Source organism: Lewinellaceae bacterium, assembly GCA_020636105.1.
In the GTDB taxonomy this organism is placed as follows: domain Bacteria; phylum Bacteroidota; class Bacteroidia; order Chitinophagales; family Saprospiraceae; genus BCD1.
In genome coordinates this window covers 3,492,574-3,509,473 of sequence record JACJYL010000001.1, presented here as the reverse complement: position 1 = coordinate 3,509,473, position 16,900 = coordinate 3,492,574, and the positions used below count along the sequence as shown (strand labels likewise).

Here is a 16,900-nt window from a genome sequence, read left to right as displayed (position 1 = left end):
CCGTTTAATCCGCCTCAATCCGTGTCCTATAGTGCTTAATTTTTGTACATCAAGTTCTACTTCACCTTCACCACTTTAGCGGTTTGGCGCCTTCCATCGGCAGTTTCCACCATTAAAAGGTAAACGCCATTACTTAAATGGCCTGTTTCAACGGTTACCTTTTCTGATGTTATCCATTGATTTTGCTCAAAAAGAACCTTTCCCGAAGTATCCGTTAATTGCCATCGGAGGGGCTTTCCTTCCGATTCATTTATTAAAAAATAAAAATCTTTGTTGAAAGGATTGGGATAAATCACCATTGGGTCAGGAAACCCGGGGTTCTCCGTCGCATCAGGAGCATTTGAAGCCCCGGGCGTGGGCTCCATAAAAACGAGCGGCCCGGTTCCATTGGGAATCCGGCCATAGGAGATGTCGGGTGTCTGCTGGTCAAAGGAGAACCCGTCGATCAGGCTGTAGCCGTAATTTTCATTATTGAAAATACCGATAAACTCCCCGGAGGCGGAAAGTTTGAAATTGGCATGAAACAGCCCCTGGTCCACATCATCATCCAGCCAGACGATCTTGAATTGACCGGGATAGATCCAGGTGTTGTTGAATTTCCATTTCGTGGGATTATCTTCATTGTCAGACAAATATTTGTCTCCAAGGTACAACGGCTCACTTCCCGTGTAATACAATTCAACCCAATCTTCGAATTCGCCGGCTTCATCGGTATGGGTGGTTTCATTGGCAGCCATCACTTCATTGATGTAAATCGGGGCCGACGGGTAACCCATGTATATCTTTTTATTTTCACAAAGGGGATACTGACTTTGCCAGCCGGCAACGTCGGTGGCCTTGATGTAATATTCAATCAAGGACATTTCGTTTACGGGAGATAAGTTCCCACCATAAATGCCGTCACCGGCAGGACCGTCATTGTTTTGTCCGTCATCCAATAATGCAAGGCAACTGAATCCCGCCCCATTGACGGAATAACAAACTTCAACACTGGCCACCGGATTGGTATCCGTGACCCTGGCGGTAACCAAAATGTTTTCCCCAAAACCGGGATAGTTGTTTGTAGCATTGAAAATGATGGGATGTATATCTTCGTCCAACTGAAGGTCTGCCCAATAATTGCGATTGGTCAGAAACGGTTTTAATCCGTAACTGGTATGATACCAGGGGAGTTCACTGGTGAAGCCATCATTAAAATCATCGAAAGAAAAACCATAATCAAGCGGGTAATAGGGGTCGGAAGGAACAAAGGGGGTGATCTGGGATTTGAGGGCATCAATGCGCGGGAATAAAACGGCCGAACTGAACTGATTTTCCAGGAAACCTTTCATGTAAAAGGAAAATAACTCCCTGTAGGATTCAACGGCCAGGATCTTCCAATACAAAGGGCGCGGTTCTCCTTCATTCGCCCATGTGTAAATATTCCGGGTGCCCCAGTCGATATTGAACCAGTCGATGCCCAGTGTATTGTCGAGGTCATAAGGAATGTATTGAAATTTTCCGGAAACCGGGTCGTGATACAGGTAGAAATTATTTTTGTTAAAAAGGGGACCGTCCCAATTGCCACTCAGGATATCAAAAGCCATCGCCCGCAGGAAGGAAGGCACATTAAAAATAGGATCCAGGGCACAGCGCAGGTCTTGTGCCGGGGTATTATTGAGGACATCAATGAGGTTGGCAAGATCTGAATAGTCATCCTGTTCCGTATTCGTTATGAGATCATAGGTTCTTCTTCCTCCCGATTCCAGTTTGTAAGCATTGGGGTCATTGCCCAGGTAATTCATATCGGCAGGCCAGAGACATTTGTACAGGTTGCCGCTTTGGGTGCCGTATCTCAGATCGACAAATTCTTCATCGATGTGTTCTACATTGATGTAAACGCCAAAATAATTACCATTGACGTAAAGATTGACATGATTGGAACGGGATCCCGGTACTTCCATTGCCCTGACCAGGTCCCAGCAGACTTTTGACCTCATGATGGTGGGGTCGTTGTGTTCCCCATTGAGATTCATCTTCTCCAGTCCGTAAAATTTTCTTCCGGGTTCATAAGTATTGAAAGAAACTTTATAAGACTTTTTGGCGGCATATCTTGAGGTATTTCCCCGCAATCTGAAACCCACATTTTCCAGGGTGTCCCGGATGGTTCCATTATCGAAGATAAAAGTAGCCTGCCAAAGATAATCGCTTTGTTCATTGCCGGCCGCCAACATCGTATTCAGTGAAGTTTGGGGGATGATAATGTCAATCCTGGGCACCACATCATCGCGGAAAACTTCCCCGGAATCGGGAAAGAGGTCCTGCCCTGAAATCGGTTTGGGAAAAAGCATGAACAATAGTCCCAAAAGAGGAATAATATAAAGTAGTTTTTTTGTTGGACGGAGGTTGTTCAATTTATTTATAGAGGCCATCATAGTGTTTGAATTATTTATTTTAAGAGCGCCAAAAATTGACCTGCCAGTTTTTCAAAACCATCTTCATTGGGTAGAGTTTCGGATGCCCATTGTTCTGGTTTGAGGCTGCCGCGAAGGTCAATATATTTAAAGTTCGGATAATTCCCGGACAAGGCCTTCAAGGACTCATTAAACTGGTCAATGGCGGAACGGGTAGCTTGCTGTTCATTGAAATAATCATACCCGTGAACCATAACCGGACTGTCCTCCAACAGTTTTACCCACTTTTCTATTCGTTCCAAAACGGGCTCCGTTTTTCCGGCAAGGATATTTTTCAGTCCTATGCTAATGACGACTGTTTGCCCCTTGTTGTTGACCAGTTGTTTTTCGAGTTCATCGGCCCTCTCAAAGGTACCTTTAATTGGCAAAACATTGTAATATCCGCTAAACCTGGCCGATAAGTTCCTGACCGAATCATCGTGAAGCCAGCTGTCGCCCAGGGTGACCATCGTTTTGACATTTTTATAAAGGCCTTTTTGCTTTTTGAACATCTGTGCCTGAAATTCTGAGGATTTTTCAGCAGCGAATTTTTCAATAGATCCGATAGCTGCGGCGCCTTCGTCTATTTGAATCTCCTTCCTGAGTTTTAATTCAAATCCTTCATTTTCTTCAAAAAAGAGTTGGGTGGCAAAACCACTCATGGAGCCCACTGTTAGCATTTCGAGAAGGGTATCTTTTTCCGCTTTATTAAACAAAGGATTGTGGAATTTTAACGTAATGTCCTGGGTGGTCCAGTCATCGCCTTCCAATGCTGGCTGTGGTTCATCAATATCCAGTCCTTTGGTTGTCCCACGGTGATCGTCACTCAGTAAAGCAGGTTTAGGCAATGCTTTTTTCTCCAGTCGGGCAACATCAAAGGGAGCGGTGCTCACAATGATTTTAAAAAAGTCCACGGTCGATGCCCAGTTGTAATTCCTGGCGATTTCATCAATGGAAAATGTTATCTCCCCTTGCCGGTAATTGAACAACCAAATCGATTCCCCGGCTTCCAGGCCATAAACCTGTGGCTCGATGCCTTTGAGGTAAACCCTGAATTCGATGGGCAGATAAAGTGCACTGACGTATAATTTTTTGGTAAAAGTATTGGTCAGTTTCAGGGCTACTTTCCCCCCCCAATTTCCGCCGGTCTGCTGCAGTGGGTGAAGGTTGATGGTGCCGGATTCTATCTCTATTGGGGAGCCGTTTTGCCCACCGAGAAAGGCTTCCACAGCAATCGGATTTCCCCGAAAAAGGTAGGTATGCGCATTTTTCAGTCTACGTACATATTCCCACTGTGAAATGTGGCGTAAATAATTGACGAGCGTGCCGATGGCATCCGGAGCATCAAAGGCGACGGGTTTTATCAAAGGCCTGAAGGAATCTAAAGGTTTGGTAATGTAATAACTAAAACCACGGATTTGCAGGCTGTAATCGGCTTTTTCTTCCGCTTCCTCCAGCACGATGTTTTGGGTGTTTTCCTGGAATTTTTCCAGTATTTCCCTAATGGCTTCGGCTTTCCCATCGTAATTGTTGACAAATAATTTTACCGGATGCGCCATGATGCCTTCTACGGTGGCCTGGTACACCTGTTTCGGGTCGGGCGTATCCGCAGGACGGAATTTGAGCCAGGTTTCGTCGGGTAGGATGCGTTGGATCTTTGCGGTAAAAGATTCCCCATTGGAGCCGGTTACCTCCACACTTCTCGTTTGTTGGGAAATACCCATAAGGCTGCCCATGTCGAGTACCCATCCGTTTTTAAAGTTGTAAATGACGTTCCCGTAAAGGGGTTGTTCCGCGACTGATTTATTGAGAAATATGGCGAAATTGCCGCTGGAATCTTCACCGGGAAGCCTCAGTTGTGGTTTTTGCACAAAAGTATTTTTCAAATAATGCCTCACCTGGCTCATCAGGTCGTAATAGGTGATGTTGCCGCGGGCCCGCTTGAGAATATTGATCAGATAGGAGGTGAACACTCCTTTACCGTTGACTTCCAGGGCCGATTCATCGGATTCGCAGGCTGAAAGATGCAGGTGTATCCCTTCTGGAAGGATTTGGGAAAGCGGTTTTGTTTTGAGTTCGGAAATATTCAGATCGTCCTTAAAAACATAATCCGACCAGTTGCGTTGGGGCGCGACACACTTGATGCGGCGTTCGCGGGTATCGTTATTGCTCATAAACCCGTTTCGGGTATTGTCGCCGGAATGGCAGCAGTCGAACATGGTAAGGATATGGGGTGGTTTTTCTTTGGGAGCCGCCTGGGTGCCCTGGGCTATTTCATGGATGAGGTAACGCAATTCTTTATCGGCGAGCAGGCAGGGTTTGTCTGCTGTTTCGTTATAACAAACCAGGCATTCCAGTCGCCCGTCAGTTTCCTCCCGCCACACTTCAGGGTCTGCATATTCCTGGATGCCGTGACCGGAATAATAAAAAAGTGCTACATCATTTTCACCGGCCTGGCCGAGGTGCGACCTCATGGCTCCGCACACTGCCTCTTTGGTCGCTTCTTCATTTTTCAAAAAAAGGAAATGAAGGTCAAAACCATCTTCAGCTTTCAGGTAATTGAGCATAGTATTCGCATCATTGACACAGCCGGCTAAGGGGCCGAATTTGCAACCCGGCATTATGGGTACATTGGGTTGGTATTGGTCAATGCCTACGAGGAGGGCGTAAAGTTTCTTTTTGGTGTCGGCCATGATATTTTGATGGATTGATTATTTGATGTTGTGATACGGTGTTATATGGTTCAAATGGTTTCAGGTTGTTCCGGTACTACGTGCACGAGGATCTCTCTTCGGACGATTTCAATCTTCCTCAATCTCCTTCACCTTACAAATCAACACGTTTTCCATTTTGATATAGTACAAAACGATCCGGGGGTACTCCTTTGCTCATGGCGTTGGTCATTCCGAGATTGACAGATTGCAGGATAGTCCGGGATTCTGCAAGGCCGAGGTAAAAGCCTGTGGAAAAAGCAATGGAAGCCTCATCCCTAACGGAATAACTCGTTCCCACTACATTGGGCACAAATTCTGCTACTGCCCTGGCCTGTGCTTCGGAATGGCAACTGTTAAAAATAACCGTTTCAATGGGGATATTCTGTATGGAGACCATGCTTTTAAAAAGCTGGCGAATGACATCGGTTTGTACCAAAAAAGGTTCGCGCAGGTCTTCGCTCAACAAAAAAATGCCTGTATCCAAATTATCTCCGGACGTTCCTGTTGCCCCCAGGGCTTTGATAATATCCGTTTCCAACTCCGCCCCATGTCCTGAAAAGTGGATGATCTCCGGTTTTTCTTTCAGGATGAATTTCTGGAGATTGTTGAACGTAACAGCTTGCTCCATGATGGTTTTGAACGAGCTGTTTTGAAGCTGTTGGGTGATCCGGCTGTGTTCGGTATCCAGTTGGATCTTTGCCGTTTGGGAAGGGTTGGAAGCCAGGAAAAGCACCTTCTTTGATGCGGTCTCTTTTTCCTTTGGGGATTTTGGTATTTTGCCGGCACGACTGGCTTCGACGGGTTCGATTCCGACCCCATCGAGCAAACTGCTGATGCTGACGTTTTCAAAACTCAGGTCGCATTCCACCGTTTGTTTATCTTTTTCTTTGCGTTTCAAAAGCGAGCTGTGGTTATACAAATGGGGATCATTGCTATTGCGACACTCCGAACAATTGCATGGGATCTTTTGCTCCACTTCAAGGTTGGAGAACCCTTCATTGATGGTTTCGATTTCCTGTCTCAGCCAGGAGAGGTAAGCTTTTTTGTCGCCTTTACCCCGAATCTGAATAGATATTCTTTTTTTGTTTCTATCCTCTTTGATCAGGGCCTCAATTTCCTTGGAGGCAAAAAATACACCGAATTTCCAGAAGGTACTGTTGTTCAGGATGCTTTTATTGTTGCGCACGATAAATTTTGTCATGATCCCTGTTGGCATGAAGGCATATTCGTATTCGAAATTAAGGCTGTCTTCAGTAGTCCAGTTTATTTCCGGGGTTTCCGGGGATAACAGCAGCGGCAGAATGTGTTTACTGCCCTGATCAAAGGAAAAGCACAACTCGAACATTTCCATCATATTGAGCAACAATCCATATTTTTCCGACGGGTAATTGTCTTTCCAGACGCGATCAAGATCCGAATTGGTGAAATGCCCCTTGTTTTCAATGATCGTTTTATCATCAATCACGGCGTAAACGGCTTTGGTGAGCCATTCCGGGTTAAGGATGACCGTATTTCGGAGGTTTAGGTTGTTGTTGAAATGAATGATGGTGCCGAGGTCATGAAGGTATTGGCTGAGGAAATTCGCTTTTTCAGTGTCGAGTTCCCGTTTAGAACAAATGGAATAATATGCGTCGTTGGATATAAAAGGGGTGGACAAGCTTTTTTCTTCAAGACTTTCCCGCACATATTTCCAGGTGAAAGAAAGCTGGTCATTGACGTGTGGCAGGTTGCAAAAGACCTTTTTGATCTCTTGCCGAAGCGTGTCAATGCCCGTGTTGTTACTACAGCTCACTTTATGGAAATTGACAATATTGGGGAACATTTTTTTCAGGCCTGCTTCATCAATCGATTTGGTGCGTTCATCGGATTTGTTCATCACCAGGATGACCGGCGAGTCGTCACTTAAAACTTTGATCAGGTTGAGCCAGTACCCGAAAGTGAGCTGATCCTCTTCGTGCATGGCATCCCAAACGAGAATGTAAAGCGACCGTTTGGTGAGGAAAAACTGGTGGGGGGTGTAGTAATTTTGCTGTCCGCCAAAATCCCAGAAACGGGCATCAAAAACTTTGCCGGCCTCATTTTCAAAAACCCATTTACGGATGTCGATGCCTCGGGTGCTGTCTTCTTCTTTTTTGGAAATATCAAATGAGGGGTCGATGAGTTTTTTGAGCAGGGAAGTTTTTCCCACACGGCCCCGCCCGACAATCATGAGTTTGGCAGAGTTAAAAGAAGTCGTCTTTCCGGCTTTTATGGAAGCGAAGTAATTTTTTATGGCGGCAAATCCCTGGTCGATGATTTCCCGCGGGACATTCTCAACGGGGTTTTTTCTTAGATCGAGCCCCAGGAAGACCGAACTGGTATAAGGTAGTATGATTTCCTTTTCGTGAAAAGAAAATCGGTGTATAGATTTTGGCACCTCCTTGATTTCATTGTTTCTTAGCTGGAGGTGTTTGAGTTTTTTGAGTTGGAACATTTCTTCCGGAAAGGTCTCAAGTTGGTTGTCACCAAGATCCAGGTATTCAAGATCCTTCAATTGGAAAACGGAGGCCGGAATATTCGTCAGGTTGCAATGGAAAAGCCCGAGGTGGGTGAGTTTTGGAAAACGGGTGAAATCAATTTTTTCAATGATCTCTTTTTTTACACCTGCGAGATCCAGCTTTTCCAAATGGGTGAATTTGTAGAGTTCTTCATAATCGATCTCAAAATCAATGCCGATGCGTTCGGGGAAAAAAATTTCTCCATCTTTTACGATAATTTTGTCGATGGGGTTGATGGCCAGGAATTTCAGGTTTTCAAGTTGCCCGATGGCTTCCGGTACCTCTTTAAGGGTGTAATGATCGATACAAAGCGCTTGGAGGGATTTAAGTGTTGTAATGATATGCGGAAAAGTTTGTAACCGGTTACCGCTAAGATTCAGCAGTTCCAGTCCTTTCAATTCCTTAATGCTTTCGGGCAGTTCAGCCAGATTACATCCAAACAGAAACAGGTGCCTGAGGTTTTTTAACTTCGGCAACCCCGCTTCCAGGGTTTTGAAGTAATCGTATGAAAGGTCTATGTCTATGGCCATTTTTTGTATGAATGACAGGTAAACAATACAGGTTTTACCTCAGCTCATTTTTTGAAATCAGGGCGAAAGAAACGTCAAGGCTGGTCAATGTTTCGAGCTCAAATATTTCAGCAAATTCTTCTTCCGTTACATAACCGGCGACCACGAGTGAAGTCGATTCACCGGTTATTACCTTCCCGATCTGTTCTTTTAAGGTGTTGTTTTTCTCAGGAGTAAAATTAAGTCCCATAAGTTGTAATATTTATAAATCCACCTTCTCTCCATTTTGATAAAGCACAAACCGGTCGATCGGTTCATTGTACGCCATGGCGTTTCCTACGCCGAGGTTGACCGCCTGCAGCACATTCTGTCCCTGGGCCAGGCCGAGATAAAAACTGGTGGAAAAAGCAATGGCGGCATTGTCCTTGACGGCATAACTGGTGCCAATTACATTGGGAACGTATTGGGAGACAGCCTGGGCCTGGGCCTCCGAATGACAGGAGTTGAAGATGACCGTTTCAATAGGCACATTCTGTATTTTGACCATGCTTTTGAACAAATGACCGATGACATCCGTGCTCACCAAAAAAGGTTCGCGCAGGTCTTCGCTGAACAGGATGATTCCTGTATCAACGGTTTGATTTTCATCGTCAATATTCAGTCCACCCCGGCTCAGGGCATCCTTTACTTCTGCGCCTAATTTTTCTCCGTGCCCTGAAAAATGAACAATTCCGGGTTTTTCCTGGAGGATGAATTTCTGAAGATTGGTAAAGGTGATGGCATCCTCCATTTTAGGTTTGAAATCACTGTCCTGCAGTTGTTGGGAGAGTCTTGCGAACTCATGTGTCAGTTGCAGTTTACCGGTTTGGGAAGGATTGGATGCCAGGAACAACACAGTTTTTGACCCGGAAGGTTTCGTTGCATCGACGAGGTTATCGACTATGGTATGGGTCTGAACGCCTGCGGCCTCCTCTCTGGTATCGTCATCCTGCAGGTCGTCAAGTGAATACAGGAGTGCATTGGCAATCTTCGCCCTCGTCATATTGTAATTGGCTCCGGTGATGGTCCCCTGGAGGTTGTTTCTTTCGTTCTGGTAGTACTGGGCAGATTGTAATATGACGGCATTCGCCGCATCATTGTTATCCTGATTTTCTGCCATGAGTTCCATGGCTTTGATGGCTTTGTCCAGTTTGCCTTGCCCTATAAGGTTCCGTACTTCTTTTGTGGTCATGTTTTAGGTTCCGTTGTGATGATTGCTGCCTGAAAAAAGTGGCTGCGAGCAATAAAGATAAACCAAAAAGCCATTTGTTTATGAAATAAAGCGGCTGATATTTTTGAATTTGTATCAAAAGAAGGAGTTTTACATCGGATCAAAGAAAAAGATATGCAAACCGTTTTCCCACTTAAAGGAGTCCTCCAGCATTATGCCTGGGGGGGAACCCAATTCATCCCTGACCTGTTGGACATAAACAATGAAGACAAAAAGCCTGTCGCAGAATGGTGGATGGGAACACATCCCAAAGGCCCTTCCCGGGTATTGACAGCGCAGGGCTGGCAACGCCTGGATGAATGGGTGACTTCAAATCCAATCGCTGCTCTTGGGGATGCAGTAGCCAAACGGTTTGGGGGTAAGTTACCCTTTCTATTTAAGGTCCTTGACGTAAAAAAGATGCTTTCTATACAGGTGCATCCTAATAAAAGCGCGGCGGTACAGGGGTTTTATGCAGAAGAAAAAGAAGGTGTTCCAATAGAGGCTCCTGATCGAAATTTCAAGGATGACAATCACAAACCTGAGCTGATGTGGGCGCTGACCGATTTTTGGTTACTGCACGGGTTTCGTAACATAAAATCTATCAACGAATTGCTGGAAAGTGTGCCTGAATTTGCCGGACTGAGACCTGTTTTTGGTACGGATCATGATATCGCACGCCTGTATCGGCATGTTATGGAGTTGTCCCAGGAAAGGGTGAATGAAATACTGGAACCCCTGGAAAAAAGGCTCAAAATTTCCTATGAAAAAGGCTTGCTAAAAAAAGACCATCCGGACTTTTGGGCTCATAGGGCTTTTTGCGATTTTACCCAGGGCGGCAATTACGACCGGGGCATTTTTTCTGTTTATTTTTTGAACCTGGTGAATGTCAAACCGGGAGAAGTGGTCTTCCAGGATAGCGGAATATTACACGCCTACCTCGAAGGGGTGAATGTGGAATTGATGGCCAATTCGGACAATGTGCTTCGCGGAGGGCTGACCCCCAAATACGTAGATGTGGCTGAGTTGATGAAACACGTCCGTTTTGAATCGGTGATTCCGAAGATATTGACCCCCGTTTCGATAAACGCAATCAGGTCGAAAGTGGAAACTCCTGCGCCTGATTTTCAATTGTCTCACCTGGTGTTGAAAAAAGGGCAGCAATATCAGCGCATGCCCAATACCGGCCCTGAAATTTATTTTGTGCTGGAAGGAAATGTTAGCACAGGTGAAGGATCTCCCTTTTCAAAAGGAGAAGCTTTTTTTGTGCCTGACACCTCCTTGGTGAACATGGAAGGTGAAGGGGAATTATTTTGTGCAGGAGTGCCTTTTATGATGGTCTGTTGAAGGTTCAAGGTTCAATCGTCAGGGCGGTTTATCTCTTTTCATAAAACAAAAATCCCGAATTTCATCTGATCAGATAAAATTCGGGATTTTTGTTTTAAGGAAAATTTACGTTATTCCTTTTTAGTGCTTTTATAAAAATCGGCTTCAGAAGTTTTGATGATTTTGTCGCCTTGTTTTAGTTTCCTGGAAATGGCGGTGTAGGGTCCGGTGACGACTTCCTCTTCATCTTTTAACCCGGTGAGGATCTGGATATAATCATCATCCTGGATGCCTGTGGTGACTTCCATCATTTTAACCGTATCGGCTTCTGTTACGATGAAGACCACTTCAAGAAGGTCTTTTTCGTCCTTAGTTTCCTCTTCTCCTTCTTTTTTAGGAGCCTTACTTTTTTGGGCATCTTTTTCACGGGTTGTCACGGCCTGGATGGGGATGCTTAAGACGTCTTCCACTGACTTGGTTTTAATCTCCACGGTAGCGGACATTCCTGGTCTGAAAGGATACGGTTTGTCCTTGGTGACGATATCTTTATAGGATTCGGGGTCAATACTGATGCGGACTTCAAAATTGGTCACCTGGTCAGAGGTAAGCGAAGCTGTCGCGCTGTTGGCGGCAGAGTGAGCGATCTGTGTCACATGGCCTTTAAAGGTACGGCCCAGGTAAGCATCCACTTCGATTTCGGCCTCATTGCCCAGGACTACACTGGGGATATCATTTTCACTTACATCCACCCTGACTTCCATGGCATTCAAATTGGCAATACGCATCATTTCCGTTCCCTGCATTTGTATGGTTCCCACCACCCTTTCGCCTTGTTCGACGTTCAGGCTAGAGACAATACCACTTACCGGAGCAAAGATCGTCGTCCTTTTAAGGCTGGTCTGTAATTCTCGGAGCATGGCTTGAGAACTTTCAACAGAATACCTGGCCGCATTGGCAGATTCTTCCCCGGAATTTATGTTGGATTCTGCTGCCCGAAGATTGGCTTCGAGGCCGCGCAAAGTAGCGAGTGAGGCATCGTAGTCTGCCTGGGAAATGACGCCCTCTTTTTTCAGATCCTCGTTGCGTTTGTGGATGGTACGTGCATTATTGAGCTGAGCTGTAATCTGTTCTTTCTGGGCCTTAAAGGTTTCGATCCCGGCTATGGCATTACTCAATTGGGCTTTGGCGCTGTTGACGTTAGCCGTACCGCGTTCTACCTGTGATTGGTAAGCATCCGGGTCAATCTTTGCAAGCAACTGACCAAATACCACCGAGTCTCCTTCGGCAATGTAAAGTTCAACCACCTCTCCCGATACGTCGGAACTGATCTTTACTTCCGTCTGCGGGAATACCTTTCCACTTGCTGCGACAATTTCCTGGATGGTTCTTTTTTCTACTTTTTCAACGATTACTTTTTCGCCTTTTGGTTTGGAATTGTTTTTCCAGGCAGCCAGGGCTGCTAGAAGGACGATGACTCCAACCAGGCCGTAAATCAGGGTATTTTTCCGTTTTGCCATTGTAATACTTTATTTTTGTTTATGCTATTTTAAAATTTGCTTTCCTCATTCGTTAACCGATGTAATTATCCGAACACAGAATGAAGCATTTTTTTAATTTTTTTGGGTGATAAATTAATCCAGTACAATTTCTTTGCCCAGGTAAAAATCGACTACTTTGAGGAAGAAAATATACTGGTATTTTGCTCTGATCAGGCTGACTTCCGCCTGGTCAAAAGTATTTCGTGCTGTGGAGAATTCAAAGGTGCTAATGGACCCGAGGTCGAATCTTTTTTTGGCATTTTCATAAGCCGCTTGTGCCGCTTCGAGGGATCTGAGTGCCGCCTGGTAAGACCTTTTTCCTGAGCGTGCATTGGATATCGACAACTGAATATCGGCTTTCAGGTTGTTTTTGGTTTGAAGGCTGCCTATTTCCTGGTTGATGGAGTTGAGTCGGGCTCTTTGCAGGTTGATACGATTGAGGCCGTTGCTGTAGATCGGGATGCTGATGTTGATGCCGATATTCTGGCCAAAGTTTTCTGAAAGCTGGTTGAAATAAGGCTTTTCAGGGTAAATGATTCCCTCGTATTGATATTGAGATACAGTAGCATCCTCTCCGTTAATAATAACAGGAACTGAGGGCCCCTGAACCAGGGTCGCATTGCTCAAATCAGGATTGGCATAATCCTTTGAAATGCTTGAATAATTAGCACTCAGGCCGCCGAAAACAGACACAGAAGGCAATAAGCCGGCTTTGGCGATGGATTCGTTCAGGTGAGCGCTTTCGATGCGTAATTCAGCGGCACGAACACCCGGCTGCAATCCGAGAGCGGTGGCATAAACTTCTTCCAATTTGTATTGGTCGGGATCATCGACAGGCACCGAGACTGAAGGTTTCGCGATGTCGAACGGCGTGCCGGGTTCCAGTTCCAGCAGTTGTTTTATGTTGAGGTACGAAGTGGCCAACAGGTTTTGGGCTTCGATGAGCAATTGTTCATCCTGGGCGATTCTGGACAAAAAGTCGAGGCGGTTGTTTTCCGGAAGGGAACCAGCCTGGATGAGTTTGTCGGTTTGTGCCAACTGCTCTCTCGACAATTCCAGTCTCTTTTCGGTATTCCTCAATTGTTCGTCGGCCAGCAAAATCGAAAGATAGGCATTGGCAACACTCAAAGCCAGGTCATTGGAGGATTTTTGACCATCCAGTCTGGCGGCTTCCAGGTCCAGGTTACTTTTTTTAATAGAATTATTGATGGCATTACCGTTATAAAGGGTAGCGCTGGCATTCAGGCCAAAGGTGTTAAAACCGATGGTCTGGTTGTCAAAAGCGTTGGTGGTCGGGTCAATGGTACGTCCCAACTGCAACCCCGCATTCGTGGAAGCACTCAGACGCGGCATTCGGGCAGCTTTATCCTGTTTTAAATTCAATTCGGCCCCGGCAATATTCGTCTCGGCCATTTTGAGCATTAAGTTATTTTCAAGGGCGTGGTTGATACATTTCTCGAGAGACCAGCTTTGTTGTGCAGAAGATTGGGCAACAACAAAGAAGATCACTGCGGTGATCAAAAGTATTTTTCGCATCATGTTAAATTTTTCCGTTTGTCCTTATTAGAATGCACAATACTAAAACACTGTCTATCAAACAGCGAATTAATTATATCAAAGGGTAGGATTATTCGATTGGCGGAAATATTATTCGACGATAAGTGGATGAGGAGGAAATGGCAGGAGGCTTAAGTAACAGAACAATTTTAACGAATAAAACCAAAAGACTCAGCTACGCCGACCTTATTGAATTTGATTTAATAACCGCCGAATTTTGTAATAGGTGCAGAGCACCGATAAATTTGTTGTAAAAAAATTTTAAAATCTATCTAAGGTGCAGCGCACCGCCACATTTTTTCGATGTTCGAAGATTTAGGTTGCGGTGCGCTGCACCTTGAATCTCCTTTTCCTTTCTTTGCCAACACAGATTAAGGTGCTCTGCACCTAATTTTAATTCGTAGGTTAATTTTTAAAAACCAATAAGGTCGGGGTAGCTAAAGATAATTCATTGTTCATTTAATTTGTCCAAGTACTTACCCCGATCTCCGAAGCATATTCAAAAAAAAAACAAAAAGCCGATGGTCGCAGCCTGCCTGATGACGCTGAAGACAGGCTTTAAACTTCGACCCCATACGCTCGTCATGCCATCTGGCCAAAAATAACTCTTTCTGCATCACAAATCAATATATCAATAGTATTACGAAAATCCACAGTCCACCGATTGTCGTTCTACCTGAAGGCAAAAAGCCCGGCGCGCGGCCAGGCTTTTTGTTTTCGTTTCTTTGTCTGTGTATTTTCTAAGGCACAGGTTTACCTGGCTTTAGACAGGCTACAAGTTCTACAAGCATAACCCGATTAAGCGAAAACGCTAAACCGATCGACCTTTTTTTTTTTTGGTCGATATGCTTCGGACATCAGGGGCATATTCCGGTCAAAGCTTTAAGCCTTGACCATCGACTAGTGTGACATGCTTCGGCCATCAGGGGGGGGGATCAGTATATATGATCAGTAAATAAACAATGGAGTATCGTTACTTCTCCAAAGTATTTATGTCCATAATCAATATCTGGAATGATACTCTTTGCAACTAAAGGCTTAAGCTCCTTATGGTTTGAGAAGTTTTTCCCTACAATTTTATTTATTTCTCTGAAATCCTCGTTATTTTTTAGATTTTTTATCCTCCATAGATCATCATTTAGATAAATGTAATAATAATCGCTTATTACACTAATGAAAATAACATATGTATTCCATTTTTTTTCTTTATCTAAAATGCTTACCCGAAAATGATAACAAGGGTTTCCCCATCCAAAAAGAGTCATATCCTTAACGCATTTATCACCATACTTAACAACCAACTCATCAAATAAATTTGTAGCAGCCTCCTTATGAGGGGGGGCTTCAAGAATAACTTTTAATCTTTGATATTCTATAGATTTTTTGTACAAAATATCATGAGAAGGAATATTCTTAGGGTAGTAGTTATATACCGTCTTCAAGATTTCTTTTTTATTCATTTGACAGCTTGATAGCGTTGTAACAATAATAATTGCCCCGATTAAGCGAAAACGCTAAACCGATCGGCCTTTTTTTATTTTTTTGTCGATATGCTTCGGCCATCAGGGGGTAAGCCGAAAACTACTTAAATCGCAGCTGCAGCATCCTCCCCTGTATTGATGGCTCCTTCCATAAAGCCTTGCCAGTCCGCTAAATGTTCCCCTGCGAAATGGGTGTTTAAAAAGGGTTTATTTAAAATCGGCTGAATGCCGTACCATTGCCCTTTTCCATAAATGGCATAAGCGCCTTTTGAATACTCATCCACCCCCCAATAATAATTAACCTGTTTTTCGATCATGCTCTTTATGTCGCCAAAATAGGGGGATAAGGATTGTTGTAACATATTGGCTTTCCAGTCATCGGATTGGTTTGCAATGACAGCGGCCTTATCTCCAATGGTATAGGAGATCAATACCCCTTTTTGTGACAATTGGTTTTTTGTGGCGTGGTACAAATAGTGTGCGGGAGTATCTGTCACCATATCAAAACGCTCGTCCTTCCAGAATCTATTGTTGAATAACACAGGGTTCTTATTGATTCTCGCATATTGTAACTGATCCATGGCCATGCTCATTTCCGGGGGTAAAGAAGGCTCCCATTTTATCTTCTTAGCGGCAAATGTAGGCACGGTACATATAATTTTATCGGCCTCAAAGGTTTCTCCGGTTAAGCAATAAACGTTTACTTTCTTTCCCTGAACGATTCGTCCAACTTTACAGCTGGTTTTAATTTTATCCCTTCCTATCTTATCGGCCAGTTTTTCTGCCAAAAGGGCATTGCCTCCCTTTATTTTATAGTCCATCTCATTTTTGGGACTGCTTTCAGCATACTCTGCCAAGGCTGAAAAGGCGGACACAGACCTGATGGTCTCTCCAAAATCTGTACTGTCCAATAATTCTCTTATGTCAAGATCTCGTCCGTCACAGCCATTATTTACAAGATAACGCCACCAATCTATTTTGTCCAGTTTCTTTTTGTCCCGTTCTGTCATATGCTGGTAGTCTTTTAGCAAACTTTCGAACTTGGTTTTCCAGGCGGCTGAATAATCCCACTCATTTTGCTTAAAATAGCCCCCTTTGTAAATCAGATGGGTATCAAACTGGTTGTTTTCAAGGGTAAGCCCCATCTCTTGAGTTAAGTCAATTAACCGCTCATGTGATGCCCCAACCCATTCGGCTCCCAATTCAACCACAAGGTGCTCATTTTTATCCATCGTATGCGAAAAAACACGACCTCCAATCCTGTCTCTTGATTCCAGTACTATAAATTCAATATTTTTTTTATGAAGATAATAGGCTGCAGACAATCCCGCGAACCCTGCTCCAATAATGATCACTTTGGGCTTCCTGCCGATGTGGATCGCCCCAAATGATGAATTTGCCATTAACATTCCTGTGGATACTATGGCGGTTTTTCGAATGAAATCTCTTCTTGTAGTCATGGATTTTAATTAGGTGTTGGTTAAGAATTTAAGTGTCCACTTTAGATGCTGACCACTATTTATCAACAAGTTAAATAATATTTCCTGAGGGCGCAAG

10 protein-coding genes are annotated in these 16,900 nt (G+C 44.3%); 1 reads left to right on the top strand and 9 read right to left on the bottom strand.

Features of this window, described 5'->3' with window-relative positions; all coding sequences use genetic code 11:
• Window positions 1–56: 56 nt before the first annotated feature.
• The 5 genes from H6571_13230 to H6571_13210 all read right to left on the bottom strand — a co-directional run bounded on the left by H6571_13230 (window position 57) and on the right by H6571_13210 (window position 9,423).
• Window positions 57–2,414 (bottom strand): CotH kinase family protein, encoded by a 2,358-nt coding sequence (locus tag H6571_13230; protein MCB9324694.1) that lies wholly within the window; start codon window positions 2,412–2,414, stop codon window positions 57–59.
• Between the two features lie 14 nt (window positions 2,415–2,428).
• Entirely contained in the window at window positions 2,429–5,125 is a 2,697-nt protein-coding gene (locus tag H6571_13225) for a caspase family protein (protein ID MCB9324693.1), read from the bottom strand.
• Window positions 5,126–5,258: 133 nt separating this feature from the next.
• On the bottom strand, window positions 5,259–8,213 hold the full coding sequence (locus tag H6571_13220) for a leucine-rich repeat domain-containing protein (protein ID MCB9324692.1): 2,955 nt from the start codon (window positions 8,211–8,213) through the stop codon (window positions 5,259–5,261).
• A gap of 34 nt (window positions 8,214–8,247) precedes the next feature.
• On the bottom strand, window positions 8,248–8,442 hold the full coding sequence (locus H6571_13215; protein ID MCB9324691.1) for a hypothetical protein: 195 nt from the start codon (window positions 8,440–8,442) through the stop codon (window positions 8,248–8,250).
• Between the two features lie 12 nt (window positions 8,443–8,454).
• Window positions 8,455–9,423: a CHAT domain-containing protein gene (locus H6571_13210; GenBank protein ID MCB9324690.1), complete on the bottom strand. Its 969-nt coding sequence runs from the start codon at window positions 9,421–9,423 to the stop codon at window positions 8,455–8,457.
• A gap of 153 nt (window positions 9,424–9,576) precedes the next feature.
• Here H6571_13210 and manA point away from each other — a divergent pair, with 153 nt between their 5' ends.
• On the top strand, window positions 9,577–10,788 hold the full coding sequence (gene manA / locus H6571_13205; protein MCB9324689.1) for a mannose-6-phosphate isomerase, class I: 1,212 nt from the start codon (window positions 9,577–9,579) through the stop codon (window positions 10,786–10,788).
• A 110-nt stretch (window positions 10,789–10,898) separates the two neighbouring features.
• Here manA and H6571_13200 read toward each other — a convergent pair whose 3' ends face one another.
• The 4 genes from H6571_13200 to H6571_13185 form a co-directional block, all read right to left on the bottom strand.
• The gene (locus tag H6571_13200) at window positions 10,899–12,284 is read right to left on the bottom strand and encodes an efflux RND transporter periplasmic adaptor subunit (GenBank protein ID MCB9324688.1); all 1,386 of its coding nucleotides are present in this window, start codon (window positions 12,282–12,284) and stop codon (window positions 10,899–10,901) included.
• Between the two features lie 114 nt (window positions 12,285–12,398).
• Complete coding sequence (locus H6571_13195) at window positions 12,399–13,844, bottom strand: TolC family protein (protein ID MCB9324687.1); 1,446 nt, start codon at window positions 13,842–13,844, stop codon at window positions 12,399–12,401.
• 953 nt (window positions 13,845–14,797) lie between these two features.
• The gene (locus H6571_13190) at window positions 14,798–15,322 is read right to left on the bottom strand and encodes a hypothetical protein (protein ID MCB9324686.1); all 525 of its coding nucleotides are present in this window, start codon (window positions 15,320–15,322) and stop codon (window positions 14,798–14,800) included.
• Between the two features lie 125 nt (window positions 15,323–15,447).
• Window positions 15,448–16,803, bottom strand: coding sequence for an FAD-dependent oxidoreductase (locus tag H6571_13185; protein MCB9324685.1), 1,356 nt, complete (start codon window positions 16,801–16,803; stop codon window positions 15,448–15,450).
• Between the last annotated feature and the right edge of the window lie 97 nt (window positions 16,804–16,900).

What these genes read in the sequence shown, in the direction of transcription:
- H6571_13200 (MCB9324688.1), bottom strand. Translation starts at nt 12,284, where the DNA reads ATGGCAAAACGGAAAAATACCCTGATTTACGGCCTGGTTGGAGTCATC.
- H6571_13185 (MCB9324685.1), bottom strand. Translation starts at nt 16,803, where the DNA reads ATGACTACAAGAAGAGATTTCATTCGAAAAACCGCCATAGTATCCACA.
- H6571_13210 (MCB9324690.1), bottom strand. Translation starts at nt 9,423, where the DNA reads ATGACCACAAAAGAAGTACGGAACCTTATAGGGCAAGGCAAACTGGAC.
- H6571_13195 (MCB9324687.1), bottom strand. Translation starts at nt 13,844, where the DNA reads ATGATGCGAAAAATACTTTTGATCACCGCAGTGATCTTCTTTGTTGTT.
- H6571_13225 (MCB9324693.1), bottom strand. Translation starts at nt 5,125, where the DNA reads ATGGCCGACACCAAAAAGAAACTTTACGCCCTCCTCGTAGGCATTGAC.
- H6571_13220 (MCB9324692.1), bottom strand. Translation starts at nt 8,213, where the DNA reads ATGGCCATAGACATAGACCTTTCATACGATTACTTCAAAACCCTGGAA.
- H6571_13230 (MCB9324694.1), bottom strand. Translation starts at nt 2,414, where the DNA reads ATGATGGCCTCTATAAATAAATTGAACAACCTCCGTCCAACAAAAAAA.
- H6571_13190 (MCB9324686.1), bottom strand. Translation starts at nt 15,322, where the DNA reads ATGAATAAAAAAGAAATCTTGAAGACGGTATATAACTACTACCCTAAG.
- manA (MCB9324689.1), top strand. Translation starts at nt 9,577, where the DNA reads ATGCAAACCGTTTTCCCACTTAAAGGAGTCCTCCAGCATTATGCCTGG.
- H6571_13215 (MCB9324691.1), bottom strand. Translation starts at nt 8,442, where the DNA reads ATGGGACTTAATTTTACTCCTGAGAAAAACAACACCTTAAAAGAACAG.